This is a genomic window from Butyrivibrio sp. WCD3002 (assembly GCF_000424265.1).
Taxonomy (GTDB): domain Bacteria; phylum Bacillota; class Clostridia; order Lachnospirales; family Lachnospiraceae; genus Butyrivibrio.
The window spans coordinates 206350-224791 of sequence record NZ_AUJO01000002.1 but is presented as its reverse complement, the minus strand read 5'-3'; the positions used below and the strand labels follow the sequence as shown (position 1 = coordinate 224791).

14 protein-coding genes are annotated in these 18442 nt (G+C 41.6%); 13 read left to right on the top strand and 1 reads right to left on the bottom strand.

From position 1 onward, the window contains the following. Positions 1 to 69 precede the first annotated feature (69 nt). From G608_RS0104355 to htpG, 10 genes are all read left to right on the top strand, one after another. Positions 70 to 501 carry an SCP2 sterol-binding domain-containing protein gene (locus G608_RS0104355; protein ID WP_026495008.1) on the top strand — a complete coding sequence of 144 codons (432 nt, stop codon included), beginning with the start codon at positions 70 to 72 and terminating at the stop codon, positions 499 to 501. Between the two features lie 161 nt (positions 502 to 662). Beyond that, positions 663 to 2066 carry an NAD(P)/FAD-dependent oxidoreductase gene (locus G608_RS0104350; RefSeq protein ID WP_026495007.1) on the top strand — a complete coding sequence of 468 codons (1404 nt, stop codon included), beginning with the start codon at positions 663 to 665 and terminating at the stop codon, positions 2064 to 2066. A 5-nt stretch (positions 2067 to 2071) separates the two neighbouring features. Further along, positions 2072 to 3148, top strand: coding sequence for a peptidylprolyl isomerase (locus tag G608_RS0104345; RefSeq protein WP_026495006.1), 1077 nt, complete (start codon positions 2072 to 2074; stop codon positions 3146 to 3148). A gap of 26 nt (positions 3149 to 3174) precedes the next feature. Beyond that, a complete protein-coding gene (locus G608_RS0104340; RefSeq protein WP_026495005.1) occupies positions 3175 to 4197 on the top strand; it encodes a right-handed parallel beta-helix repeat-containing protein in 1023 nt (340 codons plus the stop codon). Positions 4198 to 4414: 217 nt separating this feature from the next. Then, a complete protein-coding gene (locus G608_RS0104335) occupies positions 4415 to 6424 on the top strand; it encodes a leucine-rich repeat domain-containing protein (protein ID WP_026495004.1) in 2010 nt (669 codons plus the stop codon). Positions 6425 to 6462: 38 nt separating this feature from the next. Beyond that, the gene (locus G608_RS19850) at positions 6463 to 7887 is read left to right on the top strand and encodes an Ig-like domain-containing protein (RefSeq protein WP_035794656.1); all 1425 of its coding nucleotides are present in this window, start codon (positions 6463 to 6465) and stop codon (positions 7885 to 7887) included. Between the two features lie 204 nt (positions 7888 to 8091). Then, on the top strand, positions 8092 to 9729 hold the full coding sequence (locus tag G608_RS0104325; RefSeq protein WP_196810126.1) for a hypothetical protein: 1638 nt from the start codon (positions 8092 to 8094) through the stop codon (positions 9727 to 9729). After that, positions 9726 to 11006 (top strand): hypothetical protein, encoded by a 1281-nt coding sequence (locus tag G608_RS0104320; protein ID WP_155833214.1) that lies wholly within the window; start codon positions 9726 to 9728, stop codon positions 11004 to 11006. Before G608_RS0104325 ends, G608_RS0104320 begins: the two co-directional genes overlap by 4 nt. 10 nt (positions 11007 to 11016) lie before the next feature. Then, positions 11017 to 11604 carry a response regulator transcription factor gene (locus G608_RS0104315; RefSeq protein ID WP_051208829.1) on the top strand — a complete coding sequence of 196 codons (588 nt, stop codon included), beginning with the start codon at positions 11017 to 11019 and terminating at the stop codon, positions 11602 to 11604. Between the two features lie 118 nt (positions 11605 to 11722). Continuing rightward, on the top strand, positions 11723 to 13840 hold the full coding sequence (htpG, locus tag G608_RS0104310) for a molecular chaperone HtpG (protein WP_026495000.1): 2118 nt from the start codon (positions 11723 to 11725) through the stop codon (positions 13838 to 13840). A 94-nt stretch (positions 13841 to 13934) separates the two neighbouring features. On the opposite strand, the gene G608_RS0104305 is transcribed toward htpG, so the two are convergent. Then, positions 13935 to 14798, bottom strand: a complete 864-nt coding sequence (locus G608_RS0104305; protein WP_026494999.1) for an AraC family transcriptional regulator — start codon at positions 14796 to 14798, stop codon at positions 13935 to 13937. A 182-nt stretch (positions 14799 to 14980) separates the two neighbouring features. On the opposite strand from G608_RS0104305, the gene G608_RS0104300 reads away from it, so the two are divergent. The 3 genes from G608_RS0104300 to G608_RS0104290 are packed head-to-tail and all read left to right on the top strand — an operon-like array spanning position 14981 to position 18438. Then, positions 14981 to 15889, top strand: a complete 909-nt coding sequence (locus G608_RS0104300; protein ID WP_242829331.1) for an ABC transporter permease — start codon at positions 14981 to 14983, stop codon at positions 15887 to 15889. Positions 15890 to 15898: 9 nt separating this feature from the next. Beyond that, on the top strand, positions 15899 to 16765 hold the full coding sequence (locus G608_RS0104295) for a carbohydrate ABC transporter permease (protein WP_035794653.1): 867 nt from the start codon (positions 15899 to 15901) through the stop codon (positions 16763 to 16765). A 35-nt stretch (positions 16766 to 16800) separates the two neighbouring features. Continuing rightward, entirely contained in the window at positions 16801 to 18438 is a 1638-nt protein-coding gene (locus G608_RS0104290) for a sugar ABC transporter substrate-binding protein (protein WP_155833212.1), read from the top strand. Positions 18439 to 18442 lie beyond the last annotated feature (4 nt).

Here is an 18442-nt window from a genome sequence, read left to right as displayed (position 1 = left end):
AACATTTTGGCAGTATCATAGCGCAAGGGCTGAAGAAGATACATATTTCTTTTAAGGGAGGATGAAAAAATGACATACGAAGAGGTAGTTTCAAAGGTAAGAGAGGCACTTAAGGGCGTTGATGTTAGTGGCGTAACAGAGCATACAGCTATTCAGATCAATGTTACAGGTGAGGGCGAAGGCGCTTTTTATGTAGAGGTTCAGGACGGAAAAGTTAATGTTGAGCCTTACGATTACTTCGACCGCGATGTTCTTATCTATGCTTCTGCAGAAGACATTATCGGCGTTGCAGAAGGCAAGGTTGATGTGGTAAATGCTTATCTTACAGGCAAGATCGTAGCAGAGGGAGACCTTAGAAAGGCTGAGTTCTTAAAGAACGCTGGCAAGGAAAAGAAGGCTGCACCTGTTAAAAAGGCTGCAGCAAAGAAACCTGCAGCAAAGAAGCCTGCGGCTAAGAAGACCACAGCTAAAAAGGCACCGGCAAAGAAAACTGCCAAGTAATAATCTGATCAGACATGAGATATCGGAGAAAATGGCTGCTGAGTTTTCAGCAGTCATTTTTTATTTCTTTTTTAGTATGAAATACATGGAAATTCCATTAAAATATATGTATAATGCGAAAGCACAATTTTGTTTTTTGAATATAAAAAGAGGTAGGAAATATGGCAACAAAAAATGTAGACGTACTTATTATCGGAGCGGGCCCCGGAGGCATATTCTGTGCTTATGAGCTTATTCACAAGCGCCCCGACTTAAAGGTAATGATAGTTGAAAAAGGAAGATCAATAGAGAAGAGACAGTGCCCTAAGCGTACCACAGGAAAATGCGTAGGCTGCAAGCCCTGCTCAATTACAACAGGCTTTGCGGGAGCTGGTGCTTTTTCGGATGGAAAGCTTTCCCTTTCACCGGATGTAGGAGGAACATTGCCGGATATCCTCGGCTATGATGCTGCCACAAAGCTCATAAATGAGTCAGATGAAATCTATCTTTCCTTTGGCGCCGATAAGAGCGTATATGGTATAAATAAAGAGGAGCAGATAAGGGATATCAGAAGAAAGGCTATTAATGCCAATCTGAAGCTGGTTGAGTGCCCCATCAGACACCTTGGAACAGAAGAGGGCTACAAGATTTACAGTAAGCTCCAGGAGCATCTTACAGAGAAGGGTGTAGAGCTTAAATTCAACACTATGGTTGAGAAAATTCTTGTTGAGGACGGCGCAGCAACAGGCGTTTGCACATCAGACGGCGAGACCATCTACGCGAAGGAAATCGTATCAGCAGTTGGCCGTGAAGGTGCAGACTGGTTCAGAGCTCAGTGCGAGGAAATCGGAATTGAGACCAAGCCCGGAACTGTTGATGTGGGTGTTCGCGTAGAGGTAAGAGATGAAGTAATGCAGAGCCTTAATGAGAACCTTTACGAGGCTAAGCTTATTTATCATACAAAGACCTTCGATGATAAGGTTAGAACCTTCTGTACCAATCCTTCAGGTGAAGTGGCAACTGAGTACTATGAAGGCGGCCTTGCTGTAGTAAACGGACATGCTTACAAGAGCGCGGAGTATAAGACAAATAATACCAACTTTGCACTGCTTGTATCCAAGAATTTCACCAAGCCCTTCAAGACTCCTATTGAATATGGTAAGAAGATTGCCGAGCTTGCAAACATGCTTTGCGATGGAAAAATCCTTGTGCAGACCTATGGTGATTTCAAGAGAGGCAGAAGAACAACAGATGAGCGTCTTGCCAGAAATAACCTTATCCCTACACTTAAGGATGCAGTACCCGGTGACCTTTCACTGGTATTTCCTCACAGAATAATGGTGGACCTCGATGAGATGATACAGGCCCTTGATAAGGTAACTCCCGGTATCGCATCAGAGGAGACCTTGCTTTACGGCGTTGAGGTTAAGTTCTATTCCAACAAGGTTATTGTAAATAAAGACTTTGAGACCAGCATTAAGAACCTTCGTGCAATCGGAGACGGCGCCGGAATCACAAGAGGCCTTCAGCAGGCAAGCGCCAACGGCCTTTGCGTTGCAAGAAGCATTCTGGAAAAAATGAGCTGATAAAGATGAGACTACGCGGAAACCTTTTTCGAAAAATAAAAAAGATTACGGCCTGTGGTCTGATTCTGTGCTGCATGCTTTCACTTAGCGGCTGTGATAATCTAAAGGACAAGAAGGTAGTCCTTACGACAGGCTTTTTAAATGATGAGCTCTTTAGGATTGAGGACAGCTCCTGTACAAGAGCTGAATTTCTGGTATACCTTGTGAATTCTCAGAATATGTATATTCAGGGGCTTGGCGAAGATATTTTTTCCATAAAAGCCGGTGATCAGACCATGGAGGAGAGCATAAAAGGAGACTGCCTTTCCACAATTTCCCAGGTTAAGGCTATGAATCTTCTTGCCGCAGACTCCGAAATAGAGCTTACAGAGCAGGAAAGAGTGCAGGCTGGAGAAGCGGCGACGGAGTATTTTGAATCACTGAATGCGGACGAGGTTGCGGCTATGGGAGATATCACCCCGGAGCAGCTGGACTTAATGTATCAGGAATATGCCACTGCCAATAAGCTCTATGAGTACATTATTCGTGATATCAATCCGGAGATAAGTGATGATGAGGCAAGAACCATCACTGTCGAGCAGATAGTTCTAAATACCTGGACGCTGGATTCAAAGGGTGAAAAGGTGCCAATGGATGCAGCTGAGAAAAATAGCATCAGGTCAACGGCATCCATGCTTTTGCAGCAGCTTTATGAAGGAACCGATTTTGACGTATTGATGGAGCAGTATAACGAAGCCGAAGAGGGCACAGTTTCCTTTGGTAAAGGCGAAGTGAATCAGATCCTTGAGGATGCGGCCTTTAATTTGGACAACGGTGAGATCAGCGGAATAGTTGAGACGGAGGATGCCTACATCATCCTGAAGTGTGTAAGTACCTTTAACCGCGAAGAAACAGAGGCTAACAAGGTCCGAATTGTGGAAGAACGTAAGCGCGAGGTTTTTGGTAAACAGTACAACGATTATGCTTCAAAGCTTTCGAGGATTTTTAATAATGAGCTTTGGAAAAAGATAAAAATAAACTACTCGGAAACAGTGACTACCACATCATTTTTTGATGTGTACCAAAAGCATTTTAATTTATAAGGCTTAAGGAAGTTGAGGTATTTGCTATGATGAGAAAAAATAAGATTTTAGAAATGGCACTATTGACTGCAGGTGCTGCCTGCCTGTGCTTTGCATTTTCAGGTGGTATGACCGCTAAGGCTGAAGTGGCTGTGAATGCTTCCGAATACGGAGCTTATCCGAATGATGGAGTAGATGACACAGAGCAGATCAATAAAGCAATCAGGGAAGTCTCGGAAGCAGGTGGAGGCATTGTAACTATTGATGCAGGTGAATTCAATATTTCCACGCCTGTTCAGATAGGAATAGAGCTTAAGGACAATGTTACTATCAATATGGCAGCTAATACTGTTTTAAGACTTAAAGCCAATAGCAAAAATTACTATGATTATATAGCTATTAAGAATGCTCATAATGTAACCATAAATGGCGGAAAAATATATGCTGATAAAAAACAGCATGTTGGAGAATCCGAAGATTGTCATGCGATATGCATAAAAGATTCGCAAAATGTTAAGCTTGAGAATGTGAAAATCTATGATGCCGTTACCGATGGCATATATCTGGGAACCATGAATGATTCTGATAATCTTTATGGCTGTAGCAAGATTACCATCAAGAAATGTACTGTTTCCAACAGCGGCAGAAATAATATCGGAATCGTTGATGCCGACAATGTGACTATTGACGGATGTACCATTAAAAAGGCTAAGGGAAAGGCACCTCAGTGCGGTATTCTTATTGAGCCTACAACAAACGGCGGCAAGGTTATTAAGGACCAGATCTGTTCGAATATTACAATTAAAAATACCAAGATAACCTGCGTGAAAAAGGGTGACAGGAACGGTCAGTTCTTTGCAATCATGATTCTCAATCCCTACTATTATGCGGGGAAAAACAATGTTGTTGCCAAGAAGGTTACCATTGATAAGTGCACCCTTGGCGGAGATGCCGGCAATTATTCAGGACAGAAGGTAACACTGAAGAACACCACTGTAAAGGGTACCTTCTACGATCACAAGGGCACAAAGATAAAGAAGTGTAAGATAGGTAAGCTATATAGATTTTAAAACTCATAATGAAAGCTACAATAAAATTCAAAAGGGGCTGTAGTATTAGATGGTTTGATCATCTAACGCGACAGCTCCTTTTTACTTTCCCTGTAAAGTGGTAAACCGGTATTTTTTGCAAATACCTACTTTGGTAGGTAGTGCAATCACGGAAGATTTATTACATTAAAAGGACGGAAAAGTGTAATTATTTTTCAATATCATAAGGGGGTAAAGAATGAGGAAAATGATAAATCCGGGGCGAAAAGTTCTGGGGGCAATACTGGCATGCGCAATTAGTGTGACAATGATTCCATTTGTTGGAGGCGGCGCTGTTACATCACATGCCGCTGTAATAAAGACAATAGCTAATACGGGACTAGGTGTGAATCAGATAGAAAACATCAAGCCGGGAGTGTTTAATGAGGTGGTCTTTGGAAAGGCCAATCAGAAGGATGATCTGATATTTAATGTACTTAGTAAAACAGAAGTACAAGCAGGAATGGAGGTTAGCGAAAAGTCTTTGTTTCTTGACTGCAAGACACCAATATGGTACGGCTCACACAATAATCAGAGAGCTCTTAATGAAATAATGACTGCAGGGAAGAACTTTACATTGACGGAAGACAATGCTGTGGAGGATACAAATGATCCTTGGGCCAGAAGAGGGTATCAGGCACGATTATTATCAAAATCTGATATAGAAAAATTCTATGGTAATAACATAAATTCAAGGATAAAAAAATATAATGGCTCTGCCAGAAAATGGTGGATATCTAACGTCTATGGAACCGAATATGGTTATTATGTATCAGAATCCGGTGATATATTCAGCGATGAAAAACAGACCACGCAGCTATCTCTTTCACCTGCCATCAATGTTGCTCAGAGCAGTATTCTGTTTTCTACAAAGATTGGAAGTGTTGATCAATACCATGGCAGATATAGACTTACACTGGTTGATAAGTGGCATTCAGTTAAGATCTCAGATGCAACAAGATGTGATGGCAAAGTCTTCTTTTCATATTCTGCATATAAAGGCCTGGAAAATGGATATAACAGGATGTCAATTATAATAACTGACAAGAATCTGCTAAATGACAGTAAGGTGGCAGATTGTAAGGATATTAAACTGTATGAGTATATAAATCTGGGGACTTATACAAGTGATACGGGAAAAATAGAATATAAGATTCCTGATTATTTAAGCAAGAAAAAATCAGGGAAAGACTACTATATGTATTTTACTGTAGAAGGAGATTCAGCTGAAAGTGCAAGCTATTTTGCTATGCTACCGTATCAGATTAGTGTTCCGGACACCGACCAGCATGCATTTGGCTCAACCTATTATAAGACAATAACCGAACCCACATGTACTCAAAAAGGATATGAATGCTTATATCATAAGTGTCAGCACTGCGGTTATGAGGAAAAGGCTACTGAAAGATCATTTGCTATTAATCCGCTAAAGCACCAGTATGGTGCACCTGTTTATACATTCAGTGATGATGGCAAAACATGTACGGCTGTAGTTACATGCACAAGACCGGGATGCACGCATGCTGAGGATGGACATCAGATAACAGAAAAGGTTGATACCATATCATCAGTTAAAACTCCGGCAACTGTCGGAAAGAGAGGAATAACTACATATACTGCGAATTTTAAGAATGCATTATTTACGCAGCAGACTAAGGATATTGAGGATCTTCCGGCACTTGATAAAGATGGAAAGCCAATAGAGGAGGCGCCGAGGGTTGAAAATGAAGTGGCTGTGACAGAAACGCAGCAGGATGGAGTGAATTACAAGGTTGACGGAGACGGAGTATCTGTTGAGCCTTCAGGTAATGCCAGTGGAAGCATCACAATTCCTGAAAAAGTAAGGGTTGGTGATAAGGATTATAACGTTAATAAAATAGCAGCTTCTGCTTTTAAAAATTCCGACATCACGGGTGTCGCAATCGGAGCCAATATTACAGAAATTGGGGACAGCGCTTTCGAAGGGTGCAAGAAGCTGACAAAAGTAACCATTGGTGCAAATGTCACAAAAATCGGCAAAAAGGCATTTTATAAGTGCACGAATTTATCAAAGGTCACACTTAAAGGTACTAAGGTAAAGAGTATTGGATCTAAGGCTTTTAAGAAGATTAAGAAGGGGGCAACCTTCAAAACACCTAAGAAGAAGCTTAAGGCCTATAAAAAACTCCTGAAAGGTAAGACTGATGCAGGAGTAAAAATTAAGAAATAAGACCTTAAAAAACAATGCAATTGGAAAGGAGGATTTAAATGAAGAAAAGGATTACCATTTTTATCATGTCACTTTTGATGTCGTTTATTTTGGCAGCAAGTCCGGTAGCCGGTGTATTTGGGCCTCAGACTACGATAACGGCACATGCAAAAAAGACGACTAAGAAGACCAAAAAGAAAGCAAAGAAGGTTAAGAACAGTAAGGTTAAGGGAATCGTACTTTTAGCAGGAGCTACAAAGAAGCTTTCTGTGAAGGGAGGGAAAAACTTTAAGAGTTCAAAGAGCAGTGTTGTATCTGTAAGTAAGAAGGGTGTGCTTAAAGCTAACAGACCCGGAAGTGCAACTATTACAGCAAAATCAAGCTCGGGAAAATACTCTGTAAAGGTAACAGTTCCTGAAATGAATATGAATATTACCGCAGCTGAAGTTTTTCTGGGAGATACTATGGTACTGTATGCAGGAAATGGATATAACGTAAAGTGGAGCAGCAGTAATGCGCAGGTTGCATCTGTAAATAATGGTACTGTTACAGGTGTGGGAGTAGGAAGTGCGGTTATTACCGCAACAGCGGGAAAAACTTCTGTATCATGCAATGTCACAGTTCCGCAGTTTTCTCTCAGTCAGAGCGCTGCCACAATAAATTATGGTGATACTTTAAACCTCTCAGTGAGCAAGGCAACAAATGTTACCTGGAGCAGCAGTAATACTTCAGTGGCTACGGTGTCGGGAGGTGTTGTAAAGGCGGTTGATGACGGAAACGCAGTTATTACTGCAACGGCAGGTGGCTTCTCTGCATCCTGTAACCTTACAGTTGTGGATCCTGTCGTTATAAGACAGCCCACTATTAGCTATAAGACTATTGTAAGGCAGGCTCAGGTTGGTTCAAAGCTTGTGGACGAAGATGTAAATCAGGTAACTATCACCTTTAACGGCTTACCAAAGAGAGCAAAGCATATGAGAAAGATAAGCCGCGGCGATGGTAATGGCAGCGAATTGGATGGAAAACAGGATGGTAAATACCTCACTGTTGCATGCGCACTTGCAGCTATGACAGCTTATTCCGAAGGCCGCGATGCTGATGGAAAAGCCATGATGGATGTGCTGCTGGTATCTCCTCACATCTCAAGCGCAGTTGTTGGCAGCGCCGGCAATCTGTCTTATTACTTCGGATATGACAATAAGAAAGAAAAGCTGCCCTGGGCATTCTTTGATGGATCTAAGCCCTATAATTATAATCATAGTCAGCCTGTAAAAGTGATTATGGAAGAGTATCCCTACGCACCTAAAAAGAGTACTATTTACGGTGTTGAGCTTTCCATTGAGCAGGTACAGTTCCACATGGATAATCATCCCTGCCTGAAGAATAACCTGACTGTTCAGGTTTACCGCGATCCTTCCGACGGTCAGTGGTATCTGTGGCCCAGTGGCTTTAACAGTCTGCTAAGTACAGCAAGCATCAACTGATTTCATAAAAATGTAATTAAAAAACGAAATAAAAAAATTATAACAAAACATCCCATGATTCGTTATCGGAAATGATTATTTATCGGAAAATGGGGTGTTTTGTTACTTTATCATGAAAAGTCAGCATTACCTGTATGTGACGTAGTGTATAATTATATGTGACTTTAAGTGACTGCACAGGAGTATGAATTGGACAGGTTGGGTGTGACAAATAAAAAAGTATTTATAATACTCATAACCATATTTATGCTGGCATTTATATGCGGTATAGTAAAGCCGTTTTATCCGCATATCGATCATCTGCCTACGCTGCTTTATTGCACGCTTTTTATAGTGTGGGGACTAATGGTAAAGCGCAGGATATTAAATGTAAATGTGCGAAAAAGACTTCTGGCAGCCTGCTGCTTTATGGTTTTTCTTATGGGGCTCAGGGCTTCCAGATTCAATTTTTTTGATGATGTCGAGTTCATGAGTGAACTACTCTGGTATGCGTACTATATACCAATGACAGCAATTCCTCTCCTTGGATTTATGGCTGCCCACAATACAGAGCCTGTCAGAAATATTCACAAAATAAGAATTTCAGAGAGAATACTTTTGACATGTGAAATAATCATTGTCCTTGTTGCTCTGACAAATCATTTTCATAACCAAATGTTCATAATCCGGGATCTTCAGAATAACGAGTATTCAAGAAATTGGTTTTACTACATAGTGTTAGCGTGGATGGTCCTTCTTATGGTTGGTGCATTTGTGGTCCTTCTGGAAAAATGCACCTTGTCGTCTGTAAGAAAAAAGTGGTATATTCCTACCTTCTGGCTGCTTGCGGGTTATGCTCTGCTGATATGGTATTTAATTGCGGGTGGAAGCCCTGTAGTTCATGGGCTAAAGCTTTTTCATTTGCAGGAGGCATTTTGCTTTCCTGTGATCACTGCCTTTGAAAGCGCGATCCAGATTGGCCTTATACCCGCGAATACAGGATATGAGCTTTTATTTGATTATTCAGGAATAAATGCTGCGATCTGTAATGCCGATGGAAGGGCAATTCTGACTTCAATTAACTGGACTCCGGATTCAGGAGACGCAGATCATCAGATAAGAAAGGAGAAGATTTCCGGTGGCTATGTTACATGGGTAGAGGATATGACTGCCATAAATAAGCTCAATAAAGAACTGGCAGAGGTTACCGAGGAATTGGAGGAAGAGAATGAACTGATTCGCCATGAAAATGAAGTTCGCGCTGAACGTGTCAGCTTTGAGACGAAGAACAGATTATATAATTCGATTTCAGAGGTAGTAAGACCGCAGGCTGTTAAAGTAAATGAACTACTTAGCGAAAAATATGGCGTGGATATATCCTGTGACAATATGATTTTTGCAGCTTTTTTAAGCGCCTACATTAAACGTATGGGTAATTTGATGCTTATTTCCGATGAAAATCATATTGTATCGACTTCAGAGCTTTACATGGCCATAAGGGAATCTATGGATTATATGCAGCTAAGAGGAATCTCCTGCGAAATTGTGGTAAATACGGAAAAGGAGCTTCCTGCATCATTTATTATCTTTTCTTATCAGGTTTTTGAAAGTCTGATGGAAGATGCCTTTAATAATCTGCATTCATGTATGGTCATGTTTGAAGAAAGTGAGGATTTTGAGATAACGATAGCCTTTGATGCGCCTGAATGCAGTATCAATTCCGACTGGAGGAAGAAAGAATTCTTTGGATGTGAAAGCAGACTCAGTGTGAGAAATGAAGATGATACCTTCTATGTATCTCTTATCTGTGAGGCTAAAAAGGATATTTATACAAATGAAAGCAGACGGGAGGAGGGAGCATGATGACTTTTAGCAAACTCTCGCCATTTTCTGCCGGCATGGTATTGGTCGTATTCTTTATTATCCTGATTACGTTTATTTACAACATGGTACGTTCCATGATTTTAAAAAGAAACAGATTAAGTACCTGTGTTTCGGTGGTGGCTGTTATCGTAACCTTTATAATTTTTGAGATATTGGAAATGCATTTTTTAGGTGATTTTCTGATTGGGTTTGAACTGCCCATTATTATGCTTTTACTTATACAGATGGCACTTTTTATACTGGCAGTTACTCAGCAGTACGCAATAGGAAAATGGGAGCGCAGTCATATTTCCAATATGTCCGTTAAGGAGGCCTTTGACAGGCTGCCAACAGGACTTTGCTATTACTTCGATGACGGGGTTCCGGTGATGGTAAATGATGCCATGCAGTGTATAAGTCGGGAAATGTTTGGAAAAAGTGTTACGGATGCTGAACTGCTATGGGAAAATTTAAGCAAGTCAGAAACCTCGAAGCTGGTACAGGAAGGAGATATTCCTATAGTTAAAAGTACGGATGGGAGAGCTTTTAGTATAAAACGAAATTTGCTCAGGATACATGGCAGGACACTGCCTGAAATAATTGCAGTAGATGTCAGTACAGAATACAGGATGACAAGAGAGCTTGAAAGCAGACAGGCAAAAGCAAGGCGGCTTAACAGCAGACTTAAAGCGCTATTGGGGACAATAGAATATGTTACCATGAACCGCGAACTTTTAAGTTTAAAGACAGCGCTTCACGACAATATAGGACAGAGCATCCTGATAGCCAAAAGATATCTGCTTGAGCCTGAGAGTGTGGACAAAAAGGAAATGCTTAAATTTTGGAGAAACAATATAAAGCATCTTCTAAGTAACGAAGTAGAAGAGTGGGAGTTCCCTTACTATGTAATTTCCAGGCAGGCTGATAAGCTTGGCATAAAGCTTCAGATAACAGGCGAATTGCCGGGTGAGAGCAGGCTTATTCCTGTTGTGGATTCTGCAATTTCAGTCCATATCGGAAATGTTCTCAAGCATGCCGGGGGGAATGAATGCAGGATCAATGTAGAAAAGACGGCCGGAAGTTATATTCTTAATTTTCTTAATGATGGAAAAAAGCCGGATAATGTTATAATAGAAAGAGGTGGACTTAAAAACCTTAGGAGAGATGTAGAAAACATAGGCGGACGTTTAAATATATACACATCGCCGGAATTCCGTATGGAAATAATATTACCAGTGGAGGATAGCAATAGTGTCATATGGGGTGGTGTTAGCTGAAGACTTTAGGATGATAAGGGAAATTTTTGAGGGAGCGGTAGAAAGCTCTGAAAGCTTTTATCTTAAGGCATCTTATTCAACAGCGTATGATGCAGTCGAATACTTGGAAAAGCATGATGCTGATCTTGTGATTTTGGATGTACTCTTTCCGGGCAGCATGAGTGGACTTGATGCTGCAGAGAAAATTAAGAAAAATAAACCTGAAACGAAAATAATAATAGTTACTTCCATGCCCGAGCTTTCATACGAAAAGAGGGCAAGAGAAATCGGGGTTGAAAGCTTTTGGCAAAAGGAAGTTCAGGAGCAGCCTATACTGGAGATTATGGATCGGACCATGAAGGGAGAATCCGTATATCCAAGTAAACGCATGGAGGTGAAAATCGGTAATGCCAGAAACACTGATTTTACCGAAAGAGAGACAGAGATATTAAGGGAGCTTGTTTGCGGAGCATCAAACAAAGACATTGCTGATAAGCTATGTGTTGAAATATCTACGGTTAAGATGCATATCTCTAATATGCTCCAGAAAACGGGCTACCACACTAGGCTGGAACTGGCAGTTAAAGCAAGAAACCTGGGACTCGTAATAAATGATTGAGATGATAATTAAGGAAATAGAATTATTGTTAGCACTCATGCTAAATGAGTGCTAATTTTTTATTGACTTTTATGTTCCACAGTCTTAAACTCATATTTGTGGAATGGAGGCACATAATATGGCAAAAAAAGGTAATCTTTCAATTAACTCAGAGAATATGTTCCCTATTATCAAAAAGTGGCTGTATTCTGACCACGACATATTCTATCGTGAGGTTATTTCAAACGCATGTGATGCTATCACTAAAATCAAGAAGATGGACATGATGGGTGAGTATGAGCTCCCCGAAGGCTACAAGCCCCGTGTTGACATCGTTCTTAACGATAAGGATAAGACAATTAAGATCATCGATAACGGTATCGGTATGACTGCAGAAGAGGTTGAGGAGTACATCAATCAGGTGGCTTTCTCCGGTGCTACTGACTTCCTTAACAAGTACAAGGATAAGGCCAACGCTGATCAGATTATCGGTCATTTCGGACTTGGTTTCTATTCAACCTTCATGGTATCTGATTATGTAGATATCGATACTCTTTCATACAAGTCAGATGCTGCATCTGTTCACTGGACCTGCGACGGCGGTTCTGATTTCGAGATGGATGACGGAGATAAGAAGGAGATTGGTACAACCATCACTCTTCACTTATCAGACGACTGCCTTGAGTTCTGTAATGAGTACAAGGCTCGCGAAGTAGTTGAGAAATACTGTTCATTCATGCCTTATGAGATCTACATCTCAAGAGAAAATGAAGAGGGCACAGAGACCATCAAGGAATCCGAGAAACGTGATGATGACGTTGTAATCGAGGTTATAGAGCCTGAGAAAAAGGAAGAGGCTAAGGCAGAGGGCGAGTCTTCCGAGGAGAAGAAGGAAGAGGAGAGAAAGCTCAAGATCAAGAGACGTCCTCAGCTTGTAAATGATACACATCCTCTTTGGGCTAAGACTCCCAAGGATTGCACAGATGATGAGTACAAGGAGTTTTACAGAAAGGTATTCCGCGACTACAAGGAGCCTCTTTTCTGGATTCACCTCAACATGGATTATCCCTTCAACTTAAAGGGTATCCTGTACTTCCCTAAGATCAACATGGAGTTTGAGTCTGCAGAGGGAACAATTAAGCTTTACAACAACCAGGTATTCATCGCTGATAACATCAAGGAAGTTATTCCTGAATATCTGATGCTCCTTAAGGGTGTAATCGACTGTCCTGATCTGCCTCTTAACGTATCAAGAAGTGCACTTCAGAACGACGGCTTTGTAAAGAAGATTTCAGACTACATTTCCAAGAAGGTAGCTGAGAAGCTTGCAGGTCTTTGCAAGACAGATAAAGAGAACTATGACAAATATTGGGAGGACATTTCTCCTTTCATCAAGTATGGTTGCCTTAAGGACGACAAGTTCTGTGAGAAGATGAATGACTATATTCTTTTCAAGAATCTTGACGGAAAATATCTCACACTTCCCGAAGCGCTCCAGATCAACAAGGATGCTGAGGAAGCTGCAGCAGCTGAAGAAGCTAAGGATGAAAATGGTAACAAAGTAGAAGCTGAAGTAGTAGACGCTGATGGCAATACAGTAAGTGATGATGCCAAGACTGATGATAAGAAGGACGAGGAGAAAGAGCCCCGTACCATCTACTATGTAACCGATGAACAGCAGCAGAGCCAGTACATCAACATGTTCAAGGCTCAGAAGATGGATGCATTCATACTTAATCACAACATCGATGTTCCTTTCATCCAGCAGCTTGAGTCCAAGAACCAGGATATCCGCTTCCAGAGAATCGATGCTGACCTTACAGATACTTTCAAGAGCAAAACTTCCAAGAAGGCTGAGAAGGAGTTCGAGGAGATCGAGAAGACTATCGGTGAGAAGATGAAGAAAGCTCTTAAGAATGAGCAGCTGGTTGTTAAGGTTGAAAAGCTTAAGGATAAGAAGATTTCATCAATGCTCACTGTATCAGAGGATACACGTCGTATGCAGGATATGATGAAGATGTATGCCGCTAACGGAATGATGATGGGTGACCTTGGAATGGGCGGCCAGACCCTTATCCTCAACGCAAATCATCCTCTTGTTAAATATGTGATGGATAACGGAGAGGGCGAGAACGTAGATACAATCTGTGAGCAGCTCTACGACCTTGCACGTATTCAGAACGCACCGCTTGATGCTGAATCAATGACTAAGTTCATTCAGAGAAGTAACGACATTATGATGCTTCTTGCAAAATAAAAAACGGTTACGATACCTATGTAAAAAATACCGGATATGGGCCTGATAACAGGTTCATATCCGGTATTTTTGTTTGTTCACAAATAATTACAAATCAAACAGTTGCATTCTTCATGCTGTATTTTTTTCGGTACTCTCCCGGAGTGGTGTGGAATTTCTCCTGGAACATGCGGCGGAAAAGCTTGTAGTTAGTAAAGCCGTGTTGCTCTAAAATGTCCTTTAGCGGAATATCTGTGTATATCAGATCCTTATAAACGTGGGACATGCGCAGCTCGTTCAGGTACTGAAGGTACGATACACCCATGTTTCTCTTAAAGAAGTGGCTGAAATAATCTTCACTAAAAGCCACCACAGAGGCTATCTCTCCTATGGAGATGGGATTCATGTAGTGCTGCTCGGAGTATTTGATTATAGCCCTTATGTGATCAAAATTCTTTTGACCAAGAGATACGTTGTCGTTCTCCTTAGGATAAGAAAAATTGTGATATAGCTGATACATAAGATCAAAAAGAAGGCTGTTGAATTTTAGGATTCCGCCTTCTTTTTTCTCTTCGAAAACCTTGCGCATCTCTTCAATTGTGATGATTAGTCTTGATCTGTTTCGCTTGCTTTCAATATCATCACTGTGGGGATCAAAGGAAAAGCAAAGCTCCGAATAATTAGGTATATAGCGCTCAAGGAGCTGCAGGGGAAGCTGAATCAAAATCGCCTTGTTTCCGTTTACCGACTTTGTTGAGTGCAGCACATTTGAATCTACAATGTTGATATCACCGGGCAGAAGATGTGCTATATCATTGGCGATAGCAACATCAACGCTTCCTTCAAGAATGTAGTTTATTTCAAGAGCAGTGTGCCAGTGGGTTGGCACATAGCTGCTGGAATCATTGAAGACCCAGAAGAATATATCGAAACCATCTGTAATTCTGTCATTTTCATGACGAAGATCTTTTTTACTCATAAATCATTTATCCAATCAAAAAAACTTTATAGATCAGCAAGTTCCAACATTATTGCACAAAACTTGAAAGCAGTCCAGAGGCAAAAGAACGGAATCGACCTATTTTAAAACAGAATAGGCGCTTTTTTACCCCATGCCGGATAAGTAGAATAACATTCATGAAAGACATGAGGAAAAAAGATATGAAAACTACAAAACGTGCTTTAAGACGGCAGTTGCCGCTGCAGCTTATGGTTCTGCCGGGTGTTATTTTTATGCTCATTTTTAGCTATTATCCGATTTACGGACTGACGATTGCGTTTAAAAACTATACCGTAATCGACACCTTATCAACGGCTAAATGGGTAGGGCTGGATAATTTCAAAATTGTTATGGGCGATAAGTACTTTTGGCAGTCCGTAACGAATACGCTGGGCATCAGTCTGCTGAAGCTCCTTATCGGATTTACCACACCGATAATCCTGGCAATCATGATTTACGAGCTAAAGGATGGACCTTTTAAGAGAATAAGTCAGACGATATCCTACCTTCCCCACTTTTTATCATGGATCATCCTCGGAGGAATGGTGATCAACTGGCTATCAACTTCGGGAATGCTTAATCAGATACTTGTGGGCACAGGCATTCTTGATAAGCCGGTAAACTTCCTTCTTGATGCTGACAAGTACTGGTGGATAGCGGTAATTGCGGATACCTGGAAGGAAGCAGGATGGGGCACAATTCTCTATCTTGCCACCATGGCCGGAATTGACCCTACCTACTACGAGGCGGCGCAGATTGATGGCGCGGGCAGAGTAAGACAGATAATAAGCATCACGCTTCCCCATCTTCGCATGATCATAAGTCTTAATCTTATTTTGACCATAAGCTCACTGCTTAAGTCGAATCTGGATCAGACGCTGGTACTTATGAATTCTCAGAATCAGGTAAGAGCTGAGGTTATTGACTCCTATGTATACAGAATGGGACTTGCTCAGGGCGATTTTTCATATGCAACTGCAGTAGGCCTTGGAGTATCAATTGTTTCGGTGATCCTTCTGGTGATTGCAAATTCAATAAGTAAGAGATTCAACGAAGAATCGGTTTTGTAAGGAGAGGCAATGAAAATCAAACGTATAAATCCTTTTATTGCGATAGATTCAACGCTGGTGTGTCTTATATCCGTGGTGATACTGGCCCCTGTTTTAAATATCTTCGCATCATCATTTGCAAGTAACAGAGTTCTTGCGGAGGGAAACTTCATCTTTTTCCCAAAAGAGCTGACCCTTGATAACTACATAGCTGTTTTTAAGGATGTGACCATATGGCATGCATACTTGATATCTGTTTTAAAAACAGTGATCGGAGTAGTGACACATGTTTTCTTCTGCTCCATGGTGGCCTTTGGACTTAGCAAAAGGGATCTTAAGTTCAGAAATCTTTACACGGTCATGGGTGTAATAACCCTGTTCTTTTCAGGCGGTATGATCCCTACCTACCTGCTTATGAAAAAGCTTGGACTTTTGAATAATTTCATGGTCTACATTCTGCCACAGCTTTTTAGCTACTACGACGTGGTAATTCTAATGAACTTCTTTCGTCAGGTGCCTTCATCTTTGGAGGAATCGGCATCCATGGACGGAGCCGGAGTGTGGAGGATTTTTCTTCAGATCATTCTTCCGCTGTCAAAACCGGCCCTTGCCACAATAGCACTTTTTAACGGTGTCTATCAGTGGAATGACTTCATGACAGCCAAGCTCTATATGACAAAGGAAAGCCTGTATCCCGTTCAGATGAAGCTTTATGAGATCATCGTTCAGCAGCAGGCGGCCAGCATGAACACCATAGGAAATGTGGCCCTTCAGACCACTTCAAAGGGAATACAGCTGGCAACAATAGTAGTTACAACCGTACCGATTCTAATCATCTATCCGATGCTTCAGAAGCATTTTGTATCGGGAATGATGCTTGGTGCGGTTAAAGAATAAAAAACATGTGAACATAAATAAGGAGGAATTTACACATGAATATTATGGAAAAGGGAACCGGTATTATGGCCGGTGCACTGTTTGCTGCAATCGCTCTGACAGGTTGCGGCACAGAGGCTGCCAAAGCAGATGCTATGGTGGCAACAGGTGATGACGGAGTAGTGGAGAGCGGAAGATATACGCTTGATCCTGAGACTCCTGCCTGGAAGCTGGACACAAAGGAGGATTCAGAGCTTACCTGGTATGTAAACGCTGACTGGTGGAACACAAGCTGGGGTGAGGATGTTGTTACCGGGAAAATGAAGGAAGACCTGAAGGTCAACATCAACTTCCTTGTGGGTGATGACACAAAGCTCAACACATTTTTCGCAGGCGAGGATATGCCTGATATGATCACAATCTTTGATGCTTCCAGCCAGGTTGCACAGAAGGCGGATACATGGGCTTATTCACTGCAGGAGCTTGCTGATAACTATGATCCCTATTTTTATAAGGTAGCAGCAGAGGATACCCTTAACTGGTTTAAGCTTGCAGACGGAAACACCTATGGTTATGCGGATTATTCAAATACACAGGCAGATTATGACAGTGATCTTCTTCCTGCAAAAACAGCCTTTGCAATAAGAGATGATGTTTATGAGGCAATCGGAAAGCCCTCTATGGAGAGCCAGGAGGATTTCCTTGCAGCTCTTGGCATGATAAAGGAACAGTTCCCTGATCTTGTACCCCTTGGTTTTAACAACTTTGAGACAGACGGAACAAGCTCCCTTGGCGATACACTTCAGGATTATCTTGGCGTTAAGATTGTAAATGACGATAACAGTCACTACAACAGAAACCTTGATGAAGACTATCTTTCATGGGTTCATACACTTTCAGAGGCTTATAGAGCAGGCTACATCAATGATGACAGCTTCACAGATGATAACACTGCATGGCAGGAAAAGCTTACCATCGGAAAATATGCCTGCATCATGGTAGACGGAACAGCACAGCAGTCAGGCTTCCTCACACAGTTTACAGGTGACACAGGCCACGCTTATATCGCAATCGACGGACCTAAGAGCACAACAGGAAATACCCCCAAGCTTAATCAGGCAGGAATTAGCGGCTGGATGGTTACATACGTATCCAAGACCTGTAAGGATCCTGCAAAGGCAATCCAGCTTTATACATACCTTCTTGATGAAGAGGGCGAGATTCTCACAAACTTTGGTATCGAAGGGGAGACCTATGTTGTTAATGAGGACGGCAGCTTTTCTCTTACACAGGAGATGAAGGACCTTCAGTCAGCTGATAACGATCGCTTCAAAAAAGAGATCAGAATCGGCGAGTTCATTCCTTTTGGACATGACAAGTACAAGGCTCTTTCAAGAGATTCCTTCCCGGATTCAATCAAGCAGATGCAGGAATGGGGCAAGGGTAAGCTTTATCCCCACTTCGTTCTTGAGAATGCCGTTCCCGATGCAGGCACACCGGAAGCAAGAAACTATGCTGCAATAAAGACCTTCTGGTCAACAACTCTTGTTTCTCTTATCAGAAGCGGAAGTGATGAAGAATTCGACCAGACACTTGAAGCTTATAAGCAGTTTTTGGATGAGAATGGTTGGGATGATATCGAAGCAGCTATGACAGAGAAGATTAAGGCAAACGCTGAAAAGCTCGGCAACTGATCCT